This window comes from Ruegeria sp. YTSC230 (genome assembly GCF_059609665.1).
Genome location: NZ_JBXWMC010000004.1, coordinates 191,195 through 212,122 on the forward strand (window position 1 = coordinate 191,195; position 20,928 = coordinate 212,122).

The following is a 20,928-nucleotide window of genomic DNA, read 5'->3' on the forward strand; positions in this document are numbered from 1 at the left end:
ACAGGATACGGCCAGTTGGCCGGTTTGGGGGGATGATGCCCGAGACGATGTTACTGGCCCAGATGCTGGGCCTTTTGCTTGTAATCGGGGCGCTGGCCGGTGTTTTGGCCGGATTGCTGGGTGTCGGCGGCGGCATCGTTTTGGTGCCAGCGTTTTTCTATGCGTTCCAAACACTTGGATATGGTGGCCCGCAATTGATGCAGTTGTGTCTTGCGACCTCGCTGGCAACCATCATCGTCACCTCATTGCGATCCGTCTTGGCGCATAACAAGAAGGGCGCGGTGGACTGGGATATCCTGCGCGGCTGGGGGCCAGGAATTGCAGTTGGGGCCATTGTCGGCGTGCTGGTCGCCTCGGCGCTACGAACCGAAGCGTTGCAGGCGTTGTTCGGAGTGTTGGGTATGGTCATCGGCGCTTATCTGGGCTTGGGCAAATCGGAATGGCGGCTTGGTGATGTGATGCCAAAAGGCGTGAAGCGGGCCGTTTTGTCGCCTTCGGTCGGGTTCCTTTCAGTTCTGATGGGCATTGGCGGCGGCAGCTTTGGCGTGCCGCTGATGAGTCTGTTCAACATGCCCATCCACAAGGCGGTTGCAACGGCGGCCGGGTTTGGCGTGATCATCGCCGTGCCTTCAGTTCTGGGCTTTCTATTCTTGGACATAGCGCCTGAACACCGCCCGCCGTTCACAATTGGCGCTGTCAATTTGATAGCATTTGCAATTGTCGTGACCATGACCATGATCACCGCGCCGTGGGGTGTGAAACTGGCGCATGCGATGGACCCTAAACCATTGAAGCGCGTGTTCGCGGTGTTTCTGACGCTGGTCGCCTTGAACATGCTTCGCAAGGCGTTGGGGCTATGACCGATTTTTGGGACAAGGGCTGGATCAGGTTTCCACACGATCCGACACTTGCCCAATGGGTTGAACACGCTTTGCCGCAAGCCCGCGCCTCGGTCACAGATCCAACCTTTGCGGAATGGCTGGATTGCGAAGGCACGTGGTTCATCGGCGTGGATGCGCTGGATAACGATCCAGAGGGCAGGGTGGGGCAATCAGACCTTTTGTCAGGTCATGCGATGGACTTTATCGCCGAACATTACGGGCGGTTGCCACTGCACAAGGGGCAGGTCTCGGTCGTTTATCCCGGTTATCCCCGCCCTCGTCGTGGCGAAAACGAAGCCGCCAGCAGATACCGGCGGAACCGTGACGCGGCGCATGTAGACGGTTTGCGTCCCATGGGGCCGGATCGCCGACGACGGGTGGATGAGCCACACGCATGGATCCTTGGCATTCCGTTAACGGATGCAAGCGCGGATGCCGCGCCGATGGTTCTGTGGGAAGGCAGCCACAAGATTCTGGGGGCAGCCTTTCAGCGTGCCATGGAAGGCCAGCCCAAGGACAGTCTGCACCAGATCGACATCACCGATGTCTATCAGACCGCCCGTCGTGAGGTGTTTGAAACCTGCCCCCGTATCGAACTGCCTGCAAAACCGGGTGAGGCCTATCTGCTGCATCGCCACTGTCTGCACGGCGTCGCGCCTTGGGCCGAGGGGGCGACCGCCGGGCCGGATGGACGGATGATCGCCTATTTTCGTCCGGAATGCGCGGGGGGAGTAGCCGAGTGGATCGAATCCCCGTAACCTGTTGCCATTATTCAGGTTTGGAGGTTTTCGATGATTACGGTTCATACGCATTCTGAAGGGGCCCAGATTGAGGTCGAGCTGTCCGGCGAAGTGACAAGCAAAGATTACAGCGAGACATTGGTCCCCGCGATCGAAGCGGCGTTAGAGGCTCATGATGCGGTGCGTCTGTTGGCGATCGTGCAGCCAGAGTTCAAAGGCTATGATCTTGGGGCCGCGTGGTCCGATACCAAGCTGGGTCTCAGCCACTGGCGCGGGTTTGACCGTATCGCAGTTGCGGCTGATCAGGGCTGGGTGCAGACCAGCATCCGTCTGGCCGCGCCGATTCTGCCATGCCCCGTTCAGGTGTTTGAACTTTCGGAACTAGAGGCCGCGCGCCGTTGGATGCGCGAGTCGCTGGGTGCCATTCATGTGACCGATCTGGGCGGACCCTGCGTGCAGATCAGCCTGATGGGCAAATTGGATCCCGAGGAGTACCAGCAGGCAGAGCGTGATCTGGATACCTTGCTAAGCTCAAAGAACGGGTTCCGTCTGTTGATCGACCTGCGCGAGTTTGACGGCTGGCAGGGGCTGACCGCACTGGCCGCGCATTTCCGCCTGGCCCGAGGGCATGTGGGAATGCTGGATCGCGCCGCCATCGTCGGGGACAAAGCGTGGCAGCATATGGCGCAGCGTGTCGCCAGTCACGTTCTGGGTGCCCGCACGCAGTTCTTTCCTTCTGAGGATTTCGAAAACGCAAAATCCTGGCTTGCAGCCGGGTAAGGCGGCGGCCGGCAGAGCGAAAGATTTCGCCTGGCTTTACCATTACGTAAGGTTAAATTTTCGGCTGTTTATTTTTTCTTGATCAGTCGGTCAAAAAAAGATTAAACGTGTTTTAGTCTTCCGTATGACCACTTCGGAAGAACTTAAATGCTGAAGAGCGCCGCTGTGGGTTGCCACTCACTTACGCATGTCGTCGAACTTGATCCCCCCTCGGAGTTCAGACCGACCCGCAGCGGCGCGAATTCAGCCAAAAAGCCAGAAGTGGATATCAGGATTTGTTCATTCGCGCAGCCCGCCCACCGCGCCGTTTGGCAAGTCGGGGTTTGCGTGCAGGCAGATCTTCCATGATTTCGGCACGCTCAATGCTGTCCATTTTCGACCAGCGCGTGATCTCATCAATTGTGCGATAACAACCGGTACAGATGCGCTCGGTCGGGTGCACGACGCATATCTGGATGCAAGGGCTCTCGACCTCGTTCCTTTTCCAGACCATGTTTGTCATCGGTACACCCCGTTGCCCTTAAAGAAAGCGCAGCCTGTCCAGCGCTCCTTGTAGAATATAGCCTGCCGCAACGTGATCGATAACCTGTCCGCGACGTTTTCGTGACGTATCCGCCTCAAGAAGTGCTTTTTCCGCCGCGACTGTGCTTAGCCGTTCGTCCCAGAAGCTGATTGAAACCTCGGTCAGACGTGACAGATTTCGGGCAAAAGCGCGGGTCGATTGGCACCGGGGGCCTTCGGTGCCGTCCATGTTTTTGGGCAGGCCGAGTACGACACCACCAATCTCTCGGTCCGCGATAATGTCCAGCAATCGGGCCGAATCCAGGGTGAATTTCTTGCGTCGCACGGTCTCAAGCGGGCTGGCCACGCCGCGCATCCGGTCGGACACGGCCACGCCGATGGTCTTTTCGCCCAGATCCAACCCCATCAGGGCAGTCATAGGGGATAATGCGGCGGCGAAGTCTTCGAATTCGTCATATATCATTGCGCGATACCTGCCTGAAGTGCGGCAGCGTCGATGATCTCCAGCGCGTCGGCGTTTCCGGCAAAGACCGCCATGGCTTCGTTCCTGATGTCGATGGCGCGCTGTCCTTCGCCCAGAACGCCCAGTGCCGCGATCAGACGGGCCCAATCCTCGGGCGCTCCTCCTTCGGTGGCCAACCGGTCGGAGAGCTGATTAACCATGCCTCGGATCATCTCTTGTCGTTCTTCCGGGGTCAGCGCAGCGGCGGCCTCGACGTCATCCTGGCTGGGGCCGGGTCCTGCGGGGGCCGAAACCTCGGGCGCGTTGAACACCCCTGCGCGAAAGGCCAGCTCATCCAGTTGGGCCAGAATTGCGTCGACCCATGGCGCGCCGGCCGGTGCGTTGCGCAATGCGTCGGTCCAGATGCGATACCCGATGTCGGGGCGCCCGACCTGCACCATCATCTGGCCAAGGTAATACAGTGCCGGGCCATGTCGCGGATCGCGTTTTAACGCTTCGCGCAATGCAGCTTCGGCTTCGGGGGATACATATCCACCCGCCGACAAGATCATCATTTCGGCCAAATGCGAATAAGCGTCTGCAGGGACAGCGTCGCCAGACAATTCGATCACGCGCTGCTGGGCCTTGTAAGCGGCCGGAAAGTTGCCTGCGTTCGCTTCGTGTTGCGCCAAAAGAACATGGCCTTGCAGGTCATCGGGACGCGCTTCGACGGTTTCACGCAACTGCTCCAAAAGCGCCGCATAGCTTTCTTCCAGCTGCGGCAGGGGGGCTGGTGTTGTGGTGGCTTCGAATTCAGCTTGGCTGGGGCGTTCCGCACGCAAGGTTTCCGCTCGATCAATGCGCAGCGACAGAGGTTGATCCGGCAGCCCCGCCGCACCCATCCGGTCGTACATCCAGGTCGCACCGCCGACCAGGATAAGACCCACGGCTGCGATAGCGGTGACCGAAGCCCAAAGTGGCGGTCCCGGTCGAGTCGACTGTGCCTGTATCTGTGCGTCTGCGGCCAGAATGCGGCGTGAAATCTCGGTGCGTACACGCTCGGCATCTGCTTCCCCGATGACACCTCGGGCGAGATCCTTGTCCACGCCCGCCAATTGTTCGCGATAAACACGCAGGTCATAGGCCGCTGCGGGTTCGCGTGTGTCGCGCGCGCGCAGGATAGAATAGCCCAGGAACACTGCAGTCACGGCAGCTGTTAGGATGATCAGGACCCAGAACGACATGGCTTCTCCGAAGTGGCTGCCCTGACTTAGACCTCTCGGCGGGCCGACAAAAGGGACAAATGGCCGCTGGCAGACTTCGTGTCGCAATAATGGGGCCTATGTCGCAATAGTGCGATATTACGGCGTTGAACGGCAGGGGCGCGCTGGCGTTACGCGGCATATCTTCGCGCAATCACCGAACCGGATGGATTCGCCTATGAAACACTATTCAGCCTTTGCTGTAGCGCGCGAAGCGCTGCGCTATCACACCGGATGGGAACGCGCCTGGCGTTCGCCCGAACCCAAGAAGAAATACGACGTGATCATCGTTGGTGCGGGCGGTCATGGTCTGGCCACAGCATATTATCTGGGTAAGAACTACGGCATCCAGAATGTCGCCGTGATCGAAAAAGGCTGGCTGGGCGGTGGTAACACCGGTCGGAACACGACTATCATCCGCTCAAACTATCTGCAGGACCCTTCGGCAGCGATCTACGAAAAAGCGCGTAGCCTGTACGAGGATCTGAGCCAGGAACTGAACTATAACATCATGTTCAGCCCCCGTGGCGTCATGATGCTGGCCCAGACTCAGCACGAAATTCGCGGCTATCAGCGCACGGCACATGCCAACGCTTTGCAAGGTGTGCAGACCGAGTGGATCACCCCTGAGCGCGTTAAGGAGCTGGTACCGATTATCAACATCGACGGCCCGCGCTATCCGGTTCTGGGCGCATTGTGGCAGGAACGCGGGGGCACCGCTCGTCACGACGCCGTGGCTTGGGGATATGCGCGCGCCTGTTCCGCAATGGGCATGGACATCATCCAGCAATGCGAGGTCAAAGGCGTCAGGTCTGAGAATGGCCGCGTTGTTGGCGTCGATACTACCAAGGGTTCGATTGACTGTGACAAGCTGGGTATGGTGGTTGCGGGCCATTCCGGTCAGCTGGCCGAGATGGCGGGATTCCGTTTGCCGCTTGAGGCGATTGCCCTGCAGGCGTTGGTGTCCGAGCCGATCAAGCCCTGCATGGACGTGGTGGTGATGGCCAACACCGTGCATGGTTACATGTCACAGTCCGACAAGGGTGAGATGGTGATTGGCGGCGGCACTGATGCCTTCAACAACTACACCCAGCGCGGCAGCTTCCATCATATCGAGGAAACCGTTCGGGCACTGGTCGAAACTTTCCCGATGATCTCGCGCCTGAAGATGCTGCGCCAGTGGGGCGGGATTGTGGACATGACCGGCGACCGGTCTCCGATCCTGTCAAAAACGCCTTTGGGCGGTTGCTTTATCAACTGTGGCTGGGGCACGGGTGGCTTCAAGTCGATCCCCGGATCTGGATGGGGCATGGCGCAGCTGATGGCCACAGGTCACTCTCCGCTGACCGAAGCCTTTACGCTGGACCGCTTCAAAGAGGGCCGCTTCATCGACGAAAGCGTCGCCGCCGGGGTGGCGCACTAACACCCTGGCCCGAAGGTGCCACCTAATAGAATTCTGGTTGGCCACATTGCCAGCCGACCGCCAAAAGGATGACCATATGCTGATCCTGAACTGCCCGTATTGCGGCGTCGACGCCGAAGAATCTGAACTGTCCGCCGGAGGTGAGGCGCACCTGAAACGCTTCGGTCCCGGCTCGTCGGATGGCGAATTCCACGACTACCTGTTCATGCGTGAAAATCCCAAAGGCGTTCATTTCGAACGCTGGCGCCACAGCAACGGCTGCGGCAAGTGGTTCCACGCCGCTCGCTGCACACAAACGCTCGAAGTGTTCGGAACCTATTCCGCCCAGACCACCGAGCCGCCGAAAGAACTCAAGGACGCGATCACTGCAAAGCGCCCTGGCTGGACGTGGAGAGACTACGAATGATCCACGCTGCCATCCCTAATTCCGCCTGCGAAAGGTCAGCAACATGAGCACCCGTCTCGCAAAACAAGGCCGGCTGATTGACCGGTCGAAACAGGTCACATTCACCTTCAACGGCACCTCGATGCAGGGGTACGAGGGCGACACGCTCGCCTCGGCCCTGTTGGCCAACGATCAGATGATGATGGGCCGGTCGTTCAAATACCACCGGCCGCGCGGTGTTGTCGCCAGCGGTGCAGAAGAGCCGAACGCCTTGGTTGGCCTGGGTCAGGGCAACCGGTTCGAGCCGAACCAGCGCGCCACAACGACCGAGCTGTTCAATGGTCTGACCTCAATTTCACAGAACCACTGGCCGAACCTGGAATTCGACATCGGTGCCGTGAACACAGCGCTGGCGCGGTTCCTGCCGGCGGGCTTCTACTACAAGACGTTCATCCACCCCAAGCCATTCTGGAAACACGTCTACGAGCCGATCATCCGGCGGTCGGCCGGTCTGGGTAAAGCACCCGACAAGGACAACCGCGACGCAGATACTTATGAGCACTTCTACGCCTTCACCGACGTTCTGGTGATCGGTGGCGGTGTCGCCGGGTTGCAGGCGGCCATGGCTGCGGCCGAGACCGGTGCCAAGGTTCTGCTGATCGAGCAAACCGCGCATTGGGGTGGGCGTGCTCCGGTCGATGGCGGGACCATCAATGATGAGCCTGTGGATAAGTTCGTGGAACAAATGGTTTCCAAACTGGAAACAATGGACAACGTTATCATGCGCAACCGCTGCATGGGCGCGGGCGTCTATGACCATGGTTATGTGCTGGGGTATGAGCGTCTGAACGACCATAAACCGGGCACACAAGGTCCACGCCATCGCCTGTGGCGTATCCGGGCCAAGCAGGTCGTCACTGCGACAGGCGCAATCGAACGTCCGCTGTCATTTGCGGGCAATGATGTGCCGGGCGTCATGCTGGCCGCGGCCATGCGCGACTATGTGGTGAATTGGGGCGTAACCCCGGGCGAACGTGTAATCGTTGCGACCAACAATGACGACGCATATCGCACAGCGATCATCCTCAAACAGGCAGGTGTCGATGTTCTGCGTGTTATTGATGCGCGCGCTGCAGCCGGACCGCTGGCCGAAGAGGCGCGACAGCTTGGCATCCGGGTCGACCCCGGCAAAGCCATTGCCAAAGTCAAAGGCGGCAAGCGCGTTAAAAAGGTCGAAATCTGCAATCAGGAAGGCATCGGTGGCGCTCGCGAAGAAGTTGAGTGCGACGCGGTTGCCATGTCTGGCGGTTGGTCCCCGGTTGTTCACATGTGGTCGCATTGCGGCGGCAAGTTGATTTGGGACGAGGCGCACGCGCATTTCCGCCCCGATCCGGCACGGCCACCACTGGGCGCGAACGGCGAGGGATTTGTTGTGGCTGCTGGTGCGTCTAATGGCCCTCTGGCATTGGGTGATGTTCTGACGGACGCGCACGCTGCGGGCAAAGCGGCCGCCAAAGCAGCTGGCTTCAAGCCAAAGAACACCAAAGCTCCGGCTGGTGAGGCCACGCAAGAGGCCGCTATGCAAGCGGTCTGGCTGATGCCCGCCAACGCCGAAGTGCAGTTACGCATGAAATCATGGCTGGACTTCCAGAACGACGTCAAAGTCTCTGACGTGCAACTGGCCGCGCGCGAGGGCTATGAAAGCGTCGAGCATACTAAGCGGTACACCACACTGGGTATGGCGACAGATCAGGGTAAGTTAAGCAATATCAACGGACTGGCGATTCTTGCTGATGCGCTGGAATCAGAAATTCCGAAGGTAGGAACCACCACGTTCCGCCCGCCATACACGCCCATTTCGATGGGTGCGATTGGCGGCGAGGCGCGTGGGGATGTGTTCCAGCCGATCCGTCAGACGCCGATGCACAACTGGCACGACAAGAACGGCGCGGATTGGGAGCCGGTCGGCCATTGGCGCCGGACCTACGCTTATGTACGTCCTGGTGAATCTGTGCACGACGCAGTAAACCGTGAGGTCAAGAACACCCGCGAAAACCTTGGTCTGCTGGACGCGTCGACACTGGGTAAACTGATCGTCAAAGGCCCGGACGCCGGCAAGTTCCTCGACATGATGTACACCAACATGATGTCCACGCTGAAGGTCGGCAAATGCCGCTATGGCCTGATGTGTTCGGAAAACGGGTTCCTGATCGACGACGGCGTTGTAGCACGGATCGACGAGGAGACCTGGCTGTGCCACACAACCACCGGCGGAGCGGAGCGCATCCATGCCCATATGGAGGAATGGCTGCAGACCGAGTGGTGGGACTGGAAAGTCTACGTCGCCAACGTGACCGAGCAATACGCTCAGGTCGCGGTTGTTGGCCCCAACGCCCGCAAGGTGTTGGAAAAATTGGGCGGTATGGATGTTTCGAAAGAAGCGCTGCCCTTCATGGAATGGCGTGATGGCAAGATCGGTGAGTTTTGCTGCCGCGCTTACCGCATCTCGTTCTCTGGCGAGTTGTCTTATGAGATCGCGGTTCCCGCATCGCAGGGTCAGGCGTTCTGGGATGCACTGATGGCGGCTGGCAAAGAATTCGGCGTGATGCCTTACGGCACGGAATGTCTGCATATCCTGCGGGCCGAGAAGGGCTTTATCATGATCGGGGACGAGACCGACGGCACCGTGATCCCGCAGGATCTGGGGCTGCACTGGGCGCTCTCGAAGAAGAAAGAGGACTACCTCGGAAAACGCGCCCATTCGCGCAGCCACATGGCCGATCCGGACCGCTGGAAACTGGTTGGTCTTGAGACTGTGGATGGTTCGGTTATCCCTGACGGAGCTTACGCAGTCGGCGAGGGCGTCAACGCCAACGGGCAGCGCAATATGATCGGACGGGTGACCTCAACCTATTACTCGGCCAATCTGGGCAAGGGCATCGCAATGGGTCTGATCAAGCACGGTCCCGACCGCATGGGCGAGATCGTCGAGTTCCCGGGTACCGATGGCAAAACCTACAAAGCTAAGATCGTGGACCCGATCTTCTTCGATAAGGACGGGGAGAAGCAGAATGTCTGAACCCATCAGCGCACTGAACCACGCAAGGTATGATGGCATCGCCAAGGTCCGGGAATGTGGCCTGCAGGGTATGATTACCTTGCGCGGCGACCTGTCCGACAAGGTGTTGGCCAAGGCCGTCAAGGACGCAACGGGTCAGAAGATGCCCGGTCAGCGCGAAGCCTTGGTCGACGGTGAGTCCGGCGTTTGCTGGATGTCCACGGATGAATTGCTGGTGCTTGTTCCCTACGCCGAGGTTGAGGCCAAACTGGCGACCATGACCAACGCGCTGAGCGGCACACACGCGTTGGCCGTCAACGTCTCGGACGCCCGCGCCGTGTTCAGTATCTCGGGCAGCAATGCGCGTGAGGTGTTGGGCAAACTTGCCCCAGTCGAGCTGTCGGCTGAGGCATTTCAACCAGGTCAGATCCGCCGCTCGCGCTTGGCTCAGGTGGCAGGGGCGTTCTGGATGGATGACGCTGAAACCTTCCGCGTTGTCTGCTTTCGGTCGGCCGCAGACTACGTGTTCAAGCTGCTTAAAGTAGCGGCGCAGCAGGGCAGCGAAGTTGGAGTTTACTGAACCGAATTGAACTGAAAAGCCCCGGCTATGCCGGGGCTTTCTTTACCCGGTGAATACGCTGCAAACTCCGGATCCATATGGTTTGTTGGCAGCGCTTTTATGCGCAAAACTGGCGCGAACTTTGACAGTGCTTTTTGCTGAATTAAGATTTGCCTAATATTTCATGCGCAGATTTTGCCCTTCGCTTGACCGGACGGTGACGTTCCAAAACATGCGATACTCGCCACTTTTTCACTTTGAGGAGAGCGCTGGTCCAATCGTGATAACCGCTGACGACTTTGGCCTCACGCGTGTCAATATCTACTTGAAAATAACGATCCAGCCATGGCCGCGGGGTTTCGTGATTTTACATTTGAATTCTAAGGTACCGGCAAAAAAACTGATTGCGCGGAAACGATCAACACAGCAATCGCAGTAAGCGAAGCTTTCATTTTTGTTATCCTTCAAACTATTCCGTGGGTGCACTTCAAAAAGCTCACGCATGGGTTGCAAGTGGGGAAACACCTAAGTCGACAGGGCTAATAGCCGCAATCTAGCCAGTTAACAAAACCGTACGGTACCGTGTCATTTCCTTTGGGCTGAGCGCTTTCTGAACATCCAGCGGGCGTCCGGTTTCGTCAGTAATTTCAGAATAAAAGGAGAGACTGCTCAGCAGGTCTGAGGTCCGCTGATGTCTGTCCTCTTCGGGCAAAAGCGGTGAGTGGAGTGAGAGGTACAGTGTAGGTCGCGTCCGTTTCAACCAGGGCAGGATCGTTGGCAGCACAAAAAACTCAGCCCCCTCAATATCCATCTTGACCAGAGATACGCCCGAAAGGTCATTCGCGGCCTCGAACTGGTCCCATGCGATCGTCAAGGCGTCGCTGCCATGTGTTCCGTCGTGCAAAAGTGAGCTGGTGGAATCGCCCGGCTCGCCGCGCACCGACGCCATGCGAGCCACTCCGAACTGATCCGACAACGCCACGCCAAAGGCCGAAACGTTTTGGATGTCGTTCAGGTCGAGGTTCCAAGCCAGATGCCGAAATGCCGTCGGGTCCGGTTCGAAACACCAGACGTGTCGCGCCTTGCGGGCACCGTACAGGACCGTGGGGCCAATCCACGCGCCGATGTCCAGATAATCCCGATCTGCCGACAGATACTTGTCGAGTACCGCGAAAGTTTCAGTCTCCCACTTGCCATCAGACGCCTTGCGCCAAAATTTCGAATGATAAGGGTCCAGACGAAACGGCTCGCCATTCAGCTGACCCGCATAGTATCCGCGGGCGCGGTAAAACATCTTGCGCGCTTGTGTAAGCATCGCCTGCCTCCGGGTTTTCTTGTCTCGGCTCTTGACCTGCGGCGGCTGCCAAAGCATTTAACCTTAGGAACCGCAACTTACATTTTTACAGGGGGCCGATATGGCTTTTGAACTTCCTGATCTTCCTTATGCACATGACGCGCTGGCAGCCAAGGGTATGTCCGCGGAAACACTGGAATATCACCACGACCTGCACCACAAGGCCTATGTCGACAACGGCAACAAGCTGATCGCTGGCACCGAGTGGGACGGCAAGTCGCTGGAAGAGATCATCGTTGGCACCTACGACGCAAATGCCGTCGCGCAAAACGGCATCTTCAACAACATCAGCCAGCTGTGGAACCACAACCAGTTCTGGGAAATGATGGGCCCCAGCGGCAAAGCAATGCCCGGTGACCTGGAAAAAGCCCTGACCGAGAGCTTTGGCTCGGTTGACGAGTTCAAGTCGCAGTTCAGCGCGGCTGGTGCCGGTCAGTTCGGTTCGGGCTGGGCGTGGCTGGTCAAAAACGCAGACGGCTCGCTGGCCGTGACCAAGACCGAAAACGGCGTGAACCCGCTGTGCTTCGGTCAAACCGCTCTGCTGGGTTGCGACGTGTGGGAGCACAGCTACTACATCGATTTCCGTAACAAACGTCCGGCTTACCTGTCGAACTTCCTCGACAATCTGGTGAACTGGGAAAACGTTGCATCGCGGATGTGATTGTTAACCCGATAAGGGTTTATCAAGGGCCTGCTGGCGGTGACGTCGGCAGGTCTTTTTTTATTAGATGGGTGTTTCTGAAGGTGATGCGGCGTTTTGCAATCGGCGTCGAATGGCAGCAGTGAGCCCAATGTTTCGAATGCTGTGACTGGTATTGGCGTCTGCTGTTTGCGGTAAAGCGGACTTAAAAAAGTTGATCGAACAAACCAAAGTAGAGCTATACCTAAACCAACATGTTTGCGTTCCAGTTGCCGCGTTGCCGCCCCTCGATTAACGAAAAATATCGGTAACTAGTGAATGCGTACGGCCCCCCAGTTATTTACCAAGTGTTAATCTTCTAAAAGTTCCCGAATATTGGCATCTAGCTGCGCAGTGAAACCTTTGTCATTGCCTGGGTTGGCAGCGCAATGGCCCCAAGGGGAATTGTAAGGGCGGAAGACGGCGCGAGGTATGTGGTGGGCCTCAATTTCGTTGTCCTCGGGAGGGAAATATAGATCCTGAGTACAAGGCATCAGAATGGCACGAGCCTTGATGGCACCTAGCGCCAGTTCAAAATCTTCATTGTAAAGCGGCCCGGCTGAGATGTCGCCTGCCTGCCAAGTGGCAAGCTTTGCCAGTAAGTTGTTGGCATCCCAGCCCTGCACATGGTCCTGCTCCCAATCTTGCATCAGTTCTTCAATGGATTGAAATCCCAGCTGCCGATATAGCCCCTCGCGATAGAAGGTCTGAGAGAAGGCCCAGCCTGCGTAAACCCGGCCAAAGGCGCTAAGCCCGGCCTCGGGTGGGCTGTCATAGTTACCGCCGTTCCAATTCTGATCCGCACAAAGGGCGGCCTTGATCCCTTCGAGGAAGACAAAATTATGCGGTGAGGTCTTGGCCGAGGCGCAGAAAGGCAGGATCGCTTGGACCATGTCCGGGTATTGCGCCGCCCACTGGTAGGATTGGCAGCCCGCCATTGACCAGCCAGCGACTAGGGCGATTTTCTCGATCCCCAGGTGATCATGGATCAACCGATGCTGGGCAGCGATGTTGTCCCACATCTGCACCAGCGGAAATCGCGGGCCGTCCTGCGGCGCAGGCGTATTCGATGGCGACGATGAGCGACCATTGCCGAACAGGTTCGGGCTGACGATAAAATGGCGGCTTGGATCAATCGCGCGACCCGGGCCAAAGAACCCCTCGCTACGGGAGTTTGTGCCGGTATAAAAGGTGGGCAGAACGATGACATTGTCACGGGCGGCCGACATTGTTCCGTAGGTCTGATAGGCAAGCTTGGCATCCTTCAATACCTCGCCCGACAAAAGTGGAAGGTCGCCAAGCTCGTATATCTCAAAGTCCGACACCATCTGGTCATCTCCTGCCTCAGTAGAGTCGCAAATATTCCTGCACTTCCCAATCGGTGACAGATTGGTGATACCGCTCCCACTCGTCGTTTTTGTATTCGAGATAAGAATTACGCATCACCGGACCCATCACATGTTCCGCCATGGCATCGCCGCGCAAGGCCTCGATCGCGTTAAACAGGGTCCGCGGCAATCGGCGGATTCCGAGCTCGGCAAGTTCAGCTTCGGTCTTAGAATAAAGATCAAAATCAGTTGGTTCGCCCGGGTCGGTCTTTTCTTTGATCCCCTTCACACAACAGCTCAGATGCATCGCCATTGCCAGATAGACATTCATGGTCATGTCGCAGGCACGGTTTTCGATGCAGTGGCGGCTCTGTGGCAGGCGGAACTGGGCCGAGCGGTTGTTGAAGCCATATGTGATATTGGTCGGAGCCCAGGTGACCGTGCCGCCTTCAAAACCGCCAACGCGCGGCACCAACCCGTTATAGGAATTCACGGTCGGACAGGTGATCGCCGTGATTGCTTCGGCATGCTGCATCAGCCCGCCTACGGCCCAGCGGCTCTCGTCGCTCCAGTTGCCATCGGGTGTCTCAAAAATGTTTTCGCCGGGGCGACTTTCATGCTGCATCGACATGTTGATATGCGCCCCGGACCGCCAGTCCCCCACCGTTGGCTTTGGCATAAAGGTCACAAACAACCCATGCTGCTTGGCCACCTCTTTCAACGTGATGCGCAGAAAAGCCAACCGGTCGGACATCTCCAGCAGGTTGGTGTAGTGGAAATCAAGCTCAAACTGGGAGTACGCACCCTCGGCCACCACGTCATGCAGGTTCCAGCCTAATCCTTCGATGATGTCGATCAGGGTTTTTAGGAATGGCATCGAGTCGATGGAATACTCAACATCATAGCCAAATGCCTGACGACGCGGACGAAGCCCATCTGCAGGGTCATCGTCAAATGCCTTAACGGGCTGCCCGGCGTCGTCATATTTCATCACGATAAACTCGGGTTCTACCCCGGCGTAACCAGTGTACCCTTCCAGCGCGGCCTCGTGCATGGCGCGTTTCAGGGCCTGACGCGGACAAACGTTGTAAGGAGCGTCTTCCCAGTAGAGATCCGAGAAGATGATCGCCATCGATGTGTCCCACGGACAGACGTAGACGGCATCGAGATCCGGAACCACCACCTGATCGCTGTCGGCGGGGCTTAGCTCGGGCACGTACGAAATCGAATGCACCGCGAATTGCGGGCCTTTTCCAAGGCATAGCGGTTCAAAATCACTCATCGGTACGGGTTTTGTTTTTGGAATACCGTGCAGGTCAATCCAGGCGGCCATCACGTATTTGACACCAGCCTCCTCCAGACGTTGCCGTACCTCTGCGATACGCGGGCGGTTACGCTCGACAGCGTCATGGAAAGTCTCGTAGTAGATGCGGGTGCTGGCATTATCCTTGGGCATTCGGCGTCCTCCCATCGAATGGCAATCAGATTTGGTTCACCGAGGGTGATCCCTCAGTGTTGGTGCTGGTTTCGTTTGTTCTGTCGCTCAGCGGTTAAGATGTTCAGCCGGGGACAAAATCGTCAGGATCGATGCCCGGAACCTGCGTGATCCCGGCAAGCTGTTTCCAGTTGTGAGGGTAGGCGGCATAGAAGATCACGCATTTGCCGTCCGACTCGTAGGAAATGTGGTTGTCCTTCGGGACAAACAGCACATCACCACGATTGCAAACATAGCTTTTGCCATCGCAAACCAGTCGGAATGTACCCTCAAGGCAATAAATGATCTCGTCGCAGGTCAGATCCCACGGCACCTTGATGTTGTTCAGGACGTTGATACCGCCGCACATGGACTTGCTGAATTCACTGGTCACCATCGGTTTGATGTAGGTGTCGCTGTCGCCCATCGAGTCGTAGCGATTTTGAACCAGATCGAATTTGAAAAGTTGAGGTGTGTCACCCATTTGGTCAGCCTTCCTGTGCCAGGTGTTTCAGTATGGATTCGTTCAATTCGACCTTGTAACCGTCAGGGTCCTCGCAAAAGGCGATGACCCTTGTGCCGTTTTTCATTGGCCCCGGTGGGCGGGTGATGTTTACGCCCGCCGCAGCCAGCTGTTCGCACGCGGCATAAACATCTGGCGTTTCGATGCAGATGTGACCCCAGCCGTCGCCTTTGTCATAAGGCGTGCCCTGATCCCAATTGGCGGTCAGCTCCAGCGTGGGAAACTCGGCCTCGGGCCCATAGCCGATAAAGGTATTGGTGAATTTGCCTTCGGGGTAGTCCGTGCGCCGCTGCACTTCCATACCCAGAATTCCGCAATAGAAATCCAGTGACTTCTCCATGTCGGTGACCCGCATCATCGTATGGGCCAGACGAAACCCTTTGGATATGGACTTATTCATCGATATTGTTCCTTCTTGCTTAAGCACCGGCCACGTCGCGCTCGATCAGATCCTGGAAGGCGCGCACGCTGTCCTCCCAGGCGGGCGACAACAGGCCCCCATCCTCGGCGACCGGGGATTTGCGGCCCTCAAACATGCGTTCAACCATCTCGTGATCTTCCTTGTGGACATCCCACCAAAGGTTTCTGAGGGCTTGTATTTCCTCGGCGCTCAGCTCCTGACCTTCTGTCGTGTAAAGTGCTCGGTACTGGCGCATCTTTCCGGGACCAATGGGCACGTTCAGATAGACGCCCAGCTGATCCGGGAAATAGCGGCCCAGAATGAAATTGGGGTACAGGGTCAGATAGCGAGAGCTGACGCCCAGACTGCCGGATGTGCCCAACTCTTCGTTCAGATCCACCGCGCTGCCGATGCAGGTGCCATCGGTGATGGTATAGTGGTTCTCCAACGGCTGATCAGTGGTTGAGGCATGGACAAACTGAACGTGGTAGGGCTCGATAAAGTTCTCCATGATCAGCTTCCAGTTGGTGCCAATCTCACCAAAGTCGAGCAGGCCAATTGGTTCCACTCTGGTGAAATCCATCCCCTCCAGCCGGCTGATCAAAGGCGCGGCATAGTCTTCGAAATCAGGCGCGTTCCCATCCAGATTGACGAAGATCCAGTCATGCCAGACATGGGTGCGTACAGGCTTGAGGCGATGATTTTTGATGTCAAAGCCGTCGAACTCCTGCTTGCCGGTTCCGGCAAAATGAGGTGCAGCTCGCAGGCGGCCATCCAGGTCATAAGCCCAGGCATGATAGGGGCAGCGGATCAGCTTGCCGACGTTCTTAGGCTTGTCGACCAATGTCATGCACCGGTGCAGGCAAACGTTGTGAAAAACCTGGATGTCGCCATCACGACCGCGCACCGCCAACAGTGGCAAGTTTGCGCATGTGACCGGATGAGCGTCGCCGGGGTTTGCCATCTGATGGGCAAACCCGATGAATACCCAGTTCTTGGCCAGGACCGTCTGGCATTCCCGCTGCCAGAACTCTTCGCTGCGATACGCCCCGGCTGTCAGCCCGTGCTGAGGCCCTCCAATGGCCTGGGCTCTATCCTCGGCAATTGTCATTTGTCCTCCCTTCGACACTGCCACCCGCACCCGTCAGTCCAACGACAGGCGCATGGTTTTTCCGTTTCTCGCGGTCTTCCTACTTGCGGCTCTGTCCCGCCGCGCCGGGACTTGAGGTTTCGACTGCGAATATCGCATTTTTCGTCTAGCGACATTTCGATTTCCGCGACTAATTGGGATTTTGGGGCAAGAATCGGAAATGATCTGGTCAAAAAACGGCATGATGATACGAATTTCGAATAACGAGGTCGTGTGGATTGCGAGAGTCGCAATTCCAACGGGATTTTACAGAAAATTTGGCAATAGATCCCCGTCACCGTCCTTGGAATCTGCGGTGTCGAGGGCAAAGGATGTCGTTTTCTGCACTTCCTGCCACAGAATTCTCAGGGGAGAATTGCGGATTTCGATGTCCTCACCTAGTCTCAGCTACGAATGCAGCAATCGAGCATCAGGTATATGGTAGTCAAAAAGCAATCAAACGTGCGCGCCACCGCACAGAGCATTAGGTCCCCAAAGGATGACTTGAACCAACAGATCATCCGGCTGTTGCAGCAAGATGGCCGGATGGCCTTTTCGGAGATTGCGCAGCAGTTGAACGTGTCCGAAGGAACCATCCGCAACAGGGTGAGCGGTCTGCGAGACAATAACATGTTGCGGATCGTCGCGATGTCGGATCCCGTGGCCACAGAGTACACAACCGACGCGATGATTGGGTTGAATGTGGCTGTTGGCGTGACCCCACGCCAGGTGGCGGAGCGGCTTGAAAAGAACCCTCGGGTTGTTTTCATTCTGTGGGTCGCGGGTCGATATGACCTGATCATTGAATTGGTCAGCGACGATGATGACGCATTGAAGGAATTTCTGGAGCATGAAATCCACGCGAATGACGATATCGCCAATGCCGACGTTATGCCGGGGCTGAAGAACTTCAAGAATCAGTTCCTGCTAAAGCAGGATTTGAGGGAATGATTGGGGAGAAGCCCATCGCTGAAGCCAATAGGGCGAAAGGATTTTGACAGAGTTTTTGCGGAGATAATATGCGCCGGTCTTAATGTCGCCTCCGACAGCAATCAGTCTTCCCAACTGTGCAAAAGATGTTGTCTGACAAGTCGTCGTGAATGCCGGGTTGCTTCAGCAAAATACCGCTTTGCGTTGGCGGACAACCTTTGTGCTCAGATAAGCGAACAGCGGGTTTGTCCGCAAAACTGACTTTAGTCGAAAGGCCATTCGACAGTGTCGACGTGACCCTGCAACTCTGCCGCAGGAGAAAACCTGCCTATACGTCAACTTTCGAATTGAGACCTATTGTACGCCGTCCCGAAATACCTAGCTAAAGTATGCGGAGGGAGAGAGCCGCAAACCACTAAGAAAACGGTCAGGCAACGCGCCGAATGACTTCGGTGCGTCTCGGGTAAGCTTTGCCTGACGCATGAGGGATGGCCAAAAAACGCCATTACAGGAGAATACAATGGTCGAACTTGCACAGGGAACATGGGTTGTCATTGCCGACGGGGAAAAGGCGCTGTTCATGGAGAATATCACCGACGCTGAAGATCCCAATCTGGTTGTCGTATCCGTAGAAGAAAGCGATGGACCAAGGACCAAGCCTTCGGACCGAGCCGGTCGTCGTTTTGACACGGCGCCACACCAGAAATCGGCCGTGGAAGAGAGCAAATGGAAAACCCACGCGAAGTCCCTATTCGTGCAGGATGTCGCCAACTTGTTGAACCGCAAGGGATTAAAAGGGGCCTATAAACGTTTGGTCCTGGTGGCCAGCCCGCATGTTCTCGGGCTGCTGCGTCGGCGGTTGCACAGCGAAGTGCTGGGAAAAGTGGTTGCCGAGGTTGATAAAACCCTGACCAATCACCCGCTGCACAAGGTTGAGCAAGTGTTGCGACAGCGCCTTGCCCCTGCGACTTGAATTCGGTGAAATTAAACGGGCGGTTCTGACCGCCCGTTTTGCCAGCCGCGTTAGTTCAGAACTTTCCTGAGAACTGACATTGCGGCGTTGGGGCCGTCGACCCATGTGATGAAGTCTGACAGAGACGCATCGGCAAAGCCTTGGCCGATGACCTGTTGCAACAACTCGTGCAGCGTATCCCAATACCCATCCACATTCATGACTAGAATGGGCTTGTCGTGCAGGCCCAACTGACGCCAAGTGAGCGCCTCGAACAACTCGTCCAGCGACCCGGGACCGCCTGGCAGGACAATGACCGCATCGGCGTTCATGATCATGACCTTTTTGCGTTCGTGCATAGTCTCGGTGACCACGAAACGGGTCAAATCCGTTTTACCGACTTCACGTTGCAAAAGATGCACGGGGATGACGCCGAACGTGTCACCACCGGCGGCTTGCGCGGCACGTGCAACCTCGCCCATCAGTCCGACATCTCCGGCACCGTAGACCAGTCGCCAACCTTCTTCGGCCAAAAGGGTTCCAAAGTGCTGCGCTGCGTCGGAATAGGCCGGATTCGCGCCATTTCGTGACCCGCAATACACACAGACAGATTTCTGAGACATGGGATGGCTTCTCCGGGCTTGTATATGGTGTTTTGACCCGTGATAGCGGGATTGATAGATTGGCTCAACCGTCAGGCAGAATGTGTTATACTCAAAGCACTTGCGCTGCGGAGTGAAGGGAAAAGAATGAATTCCAATTCGGGAAGCGAAAGTTCCGGAACTTTCACCTGGGGGGTGATTGCCGGCGTCGTTGCACTGGTCGGAGCCGGTGGGTTGTACCTGTCCGGTATCTTTGGTGCTGGTCCTCAGGACGCTGTGCCGCAACAAGACACCGCAGTCCAGACCACGGAAGCGGCCAGTACGAATTCCACCGCCTCTGAGGATCAGAGCACGGCAATTCAGGAACAGGAAGCCATTGATCAGTCTGATGACACTTCTGCACCAGCGACTGACACAGCCGAGGTCGAGCCGGTTGCCGCACCACCGACTCTGGACCAGATTTTCGTAGAACCTGACGGAAATACTGTTCTTTCGGGCAACGCAGAACCGGGTGCGGACGTTCGTGTTTTGCTGGATGGTGAGCAGGTACACAGCTTTACCGTCGACGACTCCGGTCAGTTTGCCGAGTTTCTGTCGATCCCATTCTCAGATGATGCACGCGGGTTAACGCTGGAAACTGCGGGTGAGGATCAACCTGTCCGTTCGGACGATTATTTGATTGCAGCTTTACCTGAACCGGAACCGGCAATTGAGCAGATAGCTGCCTTGGAAACAGGTGACGCCGCCAGTGATCAAACTGCAGGGGCGCAAGACACATCGACGCCTGCGTCGACCGATGAAACATCGACAACCGGTGATGTCGAAACGGCGGAGGCAGTTGCAGATCAACCAGAGGATCAACCCCAGGAAACTGCACAACAAGCCGCTGAAGAAAGCAATGAAAGTCAACAAGTTGCTATTTTGCGTTCAGGTGAAGACGGGGTTGAACTGGTTCAATCTCCAACAGCCGAACCCGATACTTCGGATGAGGTGGCGTTGGACACGATTGGGTATTCTGACGTTGGCGACGTTGAATTGACAGGCCGGGTGCCGGACGGGTCTGCGGTGCGGCTGTATCTGGACAACCAGCTTGTCGCCGATCTGCCGCTGGTTGATGATGGTAAATGGCGCAGCGAGTTGGAAGGGATTGACCCTGGGATCTACACCCTGCGTGTGGATGAAATCGCCACGGATGGCACCGTGGTCAGTCGCCTTGAAACGCCGTTCAAGCGCGAACCACTGGAAGCTCTGCGCGCGGCAGAGGGTGGCGACCAGCCCGAGGGCGAAACAGATACCCCCCCGATCCGCGCGGTCACTGTGCAGGAAGGCGACACGCTTTGGGCCATATCGCGTGATCGGTTCGGCGATGGTATCCTTTACGTGAAATTGTTCGAGGCTAACCGCGACGCGATCCGCGATCCTGATTTGATATATCCCGGTCAGATATTCACCATCCCGGAATGAACTATTGCTGCTGGCCCTTGGTGGGCCAGCGGTCTATCTCT

General features: G+C 56.9%; 21 protein-coding genes. 11 read left to right on the plus strand and 10 right to left on the minus strand.

All coding sequences use genetic code 11. From position 1 onward, the window contains the following. Positions 1–35 precede the first annotated feature (35 nt). Genes AC2FD9_RS10105 through AC2FD9_RS10115 form a run of 3 tightly spaced genes read left to right on the plus strand, consistent with a single transcriptional unit; the run spans position 36 to position 2,401 of the window. Positions 36–860, plus strand: a complete 825-nt coding sequence (locus AC2FD9_RS10105; protein WP_496836661.1) for a sulfite exporter TauE/SafE family protein — start codon at positions 36–38, stop codon at positions 858–860. Continuing rightward, entirely contained in the window at positions 857–1,639 is a 783-nt protein-coding gene (locus AC2FD9_RS10110; protein ID WP_496836663.1) for a hypothetical protein, read from the plus strand. The genes AC2FD9_RS10105 and AC2FD9_RS10110 overlap by 4 nt, the downstream gene beginning before the upstream one ends. A 33-nt stretch (positions 1,640–1,672) precedes the next feature. Continuing rightward, positions 1,673–2,401 (plus strand): SpoIIAA family protein, encoded by a 729-nt coding sequence (locus tag AC2FD9_RS10115; protein WP_472724050.1) that lies wholly within the window; start codon positions 1,673–1,675, stop codon positions 2,399–2,401. Positions 2,402–2,669: 268 nt separating this feature from the next. Here the strand turns inward: AC2FD9_RS10115 and AC2FD9_RS10120 are convergent, their stop codons facing one another. From AC2FD9_RS10120 to ccmI, 3 genes are read right to left on the minus strand one after another with little or no spacing between them, the layout of a single operon-like run. Then, positions 2,670–2,903 (minus strand): DUF1289 domain-containing protein, encoded by a 234-nt coding sequence (locus AC2FD9_RS10120; RefSeq protein WP_109311459.1) that lies wholly within the window; start codon positions 2,901–2,903, stop codon positions 2,670–2,672. An 18-nt stretch (positions 2,904–2,921) separates the two neighbouring features. Then, a complete protein-coding gene (gene ruvX, locus AC2FD9_RS10125; protein WP_058278324.1) occupies positions 2,922–3,386 on the minus strand; it encodes a Holliday junction resolvase RuvX in 465 nt (154 codons plus the stop codon). Beyond that, the gene (gene ccmI, locus AC2FD9_RS10130; protein WP_496836665.1) at positions 3,383–4,609 is read right to left on the minus strand and encodes a c-type cytochrome biogenesis protein CcmI; all 1,227 of its coding nucleotides are present in this window, start codon (positions 4,607–4,609) and stop codon (positions 3,383–3,385) included. The genes ruvX and ccmI overlap by 4 nt, the downstream gene beginning before the upstream one ends. A 196-nt stretch (positions 4,610–4,805) precedes the next feature. Between ccmI and AC2FD9_RS10135 the strand changes: the two genes are divergently transcribed. The 4 genes from AC2FD9_RS10135 (at position 4,806) to AC2FD9_RS10150 (ending at position 10,073) form a co-directional block, all read left to right on the plus strand. Continuing rightward, positions 4,806–6,050 carry a sarcosine oxidase subunit beta family protein gene (locus tag AC2FD9_RS10135; RefSeq protein WP_108860433.1) on the plus strand — a complete coding sequence of 415 codons (1,245 nt, stop codon included), beginning with the start codon at positions 4,806–4,808 and terminating at the stop codon, positions 6,048–6,050. A gap of 76 nt (positions 6,051–6,126) precedes the next feature. After that, a complete protein-coding gene (locus tag AC2FD9_RS10140; RefSeq protein WP_282151554.1) occupies positions 6,127–6,456 on the plus strand; it encodes a sarcosine oxidase subunit delta in 330 nt (109 codons plus the stop codon). A gap of 43 nt (positions 6,457–6,499) precedes the next feature. After that, on the plus strand, positions 6,500–9,514 hold the full coding sequence (locus AC2FD9_RS10145) for a sarcosine oxidase subunit alpha family protein (RefSeq protein ID WP_496836667.1): 3,015 nt from the start codon (positions 6,500–6,502) through the stop codon (positions 9,512–9,514). After that, positions 9,507–10,073, plus strand: coding sequence for a sarcosine oxidase subunit gamma (locus AC2FD9_RS10150; protein ID WP_282120399.1), 567 nt, complete (start codon positions 9,507–9,509; stop codon positions 10,071–10,073). The genes AC2FD9_RS10145 and AC2FD9_RS10150 overlap by 8 nt, the downstream gene beginning before the upstream one ends. A gap of 532 nt (positions 10,074–10,605) precedes the next feature. On the opposite strand, the gene AC2FD9_RS10155 is transcribed toward AC2FD9_RS10150, so the two are convergent. Beyond that, complete coding sequence (locus AC2FD9_RS10155; protein ID WP_282120400.1) at positions 10,606–11,367, minus strand: FkbM family methyltransferase; 762 nt, start codon at positions 11,365–11,367, stop codon at positions 10,606–10,608. Positions 11,368–11,467: 100 nt separating this feature from the next. Between AC2FD9_RS10155 and AC2FD9_RS10160 the strand changes: the two genes are divergently transcribed. Continuing rightward, positions 11,468–12,067 carry a superoxide dismutase gene (locus tag AC2FD9_RS10160; protein ID WP_496836670.1) on the plus strand — a complete coding sequence of 200 codons (600 nt, stop codon included), beginning with the start codon at positions 11,468–11,470 and terminating at the stop codon, positions 12,065–12,067. 329 nt (positions 12,068–12,396) lie between these two features. Here AC2FD9_RS10160 and AC2FD9_RS10165 read toward each other — a convergent pair whose 3' ends face one another. The 5 genes from AC2FD9_RS10165 to AC2FD9_RS10185 all read right to left on the minus strand — a co-directional run bounded on the left by AC2FD9_RS10165 (position 12,397) and on the right by AC2FD9_RS10185 (position 16,921). Then, complete coding sequence (locus tag AC2FD9_RS10165) at positions 12,397–13,413, minus strand: alpha/beta fold hydrolase (RefSeq protein WP_496836672.1); 1,017 nt, start codon at positions 13,411–13,413, stop codon at positions 12,397–12,399. A 16-nt stretch (positions 13,414–13,429) separates the two neighbouring features. Beyond that, on the minus strand, positions 13,430–14,869 hold the full coding sequence (locus AC2FD9_RS10170) for a glutamine synthetase family protein (protein ID WP_496836673.1): 1,440 nt from the start codon (positions 14,867–14,869) through the stop codon (positions 13,430–13,432). Positions 14,870–14,972: 103 nt separating this feature from the next. Continuing rightward, positions 14,973–15,371, minus strand: coding sequence for a cupin domain-containing protein (locus AC2FD9_RS10175; RefSeq protein WP_108859955.1), 399 nt, complete (start codon positions 15,369–15,371; stop codon positions 14,973–14,975). Between the two features lie 4 nt (positions 15,372–15,375). Then, the gene (gene gloA / locus AC2FD9_RS10180) at positions 15,376–15,810 is read right to left on the minus strand and encodes a lactoylglutathione lyase (RefSeq protein ID WP_085823161.1); all 435 of its coding nucleotides are present in this window, start codon (positions 15,808–15,810) and stop codon (positions 15,376–15,378) included. Between the two features lie 19 nt (positions 15,811–15,829). Then, positions 15,830–16,921, minus strand: coding sequence for an aromatic ring-hydroxylating oxygenase subunit alpha (locus AC2FD9_RS10185; protein WP_282120405.1), 1,092 nt, complete (start codon positions 16,919–16,921; stop codon positions 15,830–15,832). A gap of 522 nt (positions 16,922–17,443) precedes the next feature. Between AC2FD9_RS10185 and AC2FD9_RS10190 the strand changes: the two genes are divergently transcribed. Then, the gene (locus AC2FD9_RS10190) at positions 17,444–17,890 is read left to right on the plus strand and encodes an Lrp/AsnC family transcriptional regulator (protein WP_496836676.1); all 447 of its coding nucleotides are present in this window, start codon (positions 17,444–17,446) and stop codon (positions 17,888–17,890) included. 499 nt (positions 17,891–18,389) lie between these two features. Continuing rightward, a complete protein-coding gene (locus AC2FD9_RS10195) occupies positions 18,390–18,842 on the plus strand; it encodes a baeRF12 domain-containing protein (protein WP_108860298.1) in 453 nt (150 codons plus the stop codon). A 50-nt stretch (positions 18,843–18,892) separates the two neighbouring features. Here AC2FD9_RS10195 and AC2FD9_RS10200 read toward each other — a convergent pair whose 3' ends face one another. Continuing rightward, positions 18,893–19,444 carry an LOG family protein gene (locus tag AC2FD9_RS10200; RefSeq protein ID WP_496696881.1) on the minus strand — a complete coding sequence of 184 codons (552 nt, stop codon included), beginning with the start codon at positions 19,442–19,444 and terminating at the stop codon, positions 18,893–18,895. 126 nt (positions 19,445–19,570) lie between these two features. On the opposite strand from AC2FD9_RS10200, the gene AC2FD9_RS10205 reads away from it, so the two are divergent. Then, entirely contained in the window at positions 19,571–20,887 is a 1,317-nt protein-coding gene (locus AC2FD9_RS10205; protein ID WP_496836677.1) for a LysM peptidoglycan-binding domain-containing protein, read from the plus strand. The last annotated feature ends 41 nt before the right edge of the window (positions 20,888–20,928 follow it).

Bases quoted from the DNA above. Each gene is read 5' to 3' on its own strand.
- AC2FD9_RS10165 (WP_496836672.1), bottom strand. From the start codon at position 13,413: ATGGTGTCGGACTTTGAGATATACGAGCTTGGCGACCTTCCACTTTTG.
- AC2FD9_RS10105 (WP_496836661.1), top strand. From the start codon at position 36: ATGCCCGAGACGATGTTACTGGCCCAGATGCTGGGCCTTTTGCTTGTA.
- AC2FD9_RS10175 (WP_108859955.1), bottom strand. From the start codon at position 15,371: ATGGGTGACACACCTCAACTTTTCAAATTCGATCTGGTTCAAAATCGC.
- AC2FD9_RS10115 (WP_472724050.1), top strand. From the start codon at position 1,673: ATGATTACGGTTCATACGCATTCTGAAGGGGCCCAGATTGAGGTCGAG.
- AC2FD9_RS10160 (WP_496836670.1), top strand. From the start codon at position 11,468: ATGGCTTTTGAACTTCCTGATCTTCCTTATGCACATGACGCGCTGGCA.
- AC2FD9_RS10150 (WP_282120399.1), top strand. From the start codon at position 9,507: ATGTCTGAACCCATCAGCGCACTGAACCACGCAAGGTATGATGGCATC.
- AC2FD9_RS10195 (WP_108860298.1), top strand. From the start codon at position 18,390: ATGGTCGAACTTGCACAGGGAACATGGGTTGTCATTGCCGACGGGGAA.
- gloA (WP_085823161.1), bottom strand. From the start codon at position 15,810: ATGAATAAGTCCATATCCAAAGGGTTTCGTCTGGCCCATACGATGATG.
- ruvX (WP_058278324.1), bottom strand. From the start codon at position 3,386: ATGATATATGACGAATTCGAAGACTTCGCCGCCGCATTATCCCCTATG.
- ccmI (WP_496836665.1), bottom strand. From the start codon at position 4,609: ATGTCGTTCTGGGTCCTGATCATCCTAACAGCTGCCGTGACTGCAGTG.
- AC2FD9_RS10200 (WP_496696881.1), bottom strand. From the start codon at position 19,444: ATGTCTCAGAAATCTGTCTGTGTGTATTGCGGGTCACGAAATGGCGCG.
- AC2FD9_RS10170 (WP_496836673.1), bottom strand. From the start codon at position 14,869: ATGCCCAAGGATAATGCCAGCACCCGCATCTACTACGAGACTTTCCAT.
- AC2FD9_RS10110 (WP_496836663.1), top strand. From the start codon at position 857: ATGACCGATTTTTGGGACAAGGGCTGGATCAGGTTTCCACACGATCCG.
- AC2FD9_RS10140 (WP_282151554.1), top strand. From the start codon at position 6,127: ATGCTGATCCTGAACTGCCCGTATTGCGGCGTCGACGCCGAAGAATCT.
- AC2FD9_RS10135 (WP_108860433.1), top strand. From the start codon at position 4,806: ATGAAACACTATTCAGCCTTTGCTGTAGCGCGCGAAGCGCTGCGCTAT.
- AC2FD9_RS10185 (WP_282120405.1), bottom strand. From the start codon at position 16,921: ATGACAATTGCCGAGGATAGAGCCCAGGCCATTGGAGGGCCTCAGCAC.
- AC2FD9_RS10155 (WP_282120400.1), bottom strand. From the start codon at position 11,367: ATGCTTACACAAGCGCGCAAGATGTTTTACCGCGCCCGCGGATACTAT.
- AC2FD9_RS10205 (WP_496836677.1), top strand. From the start codon at position 19,571: ATGAATTCCAATTCGGGAAGCGAAAGTTCCGGAACTTTCACCTGGGGG.
- AC2FD9_RS10120 (WP_109311459.1), bottom strand. From the start codon at position 2,903: ATGACAAACATGGTCTGGAAAAGGAACGAGGTCGAGAGCCCTTGCATC.
- AC2FD9_RS10145 (WP_496836667.1), top strand. From the start codon at position 6,500: ATGAGCACCCGTCTCGCAAAACAAGGCCGGCTGATTGACCGGTCGAAA.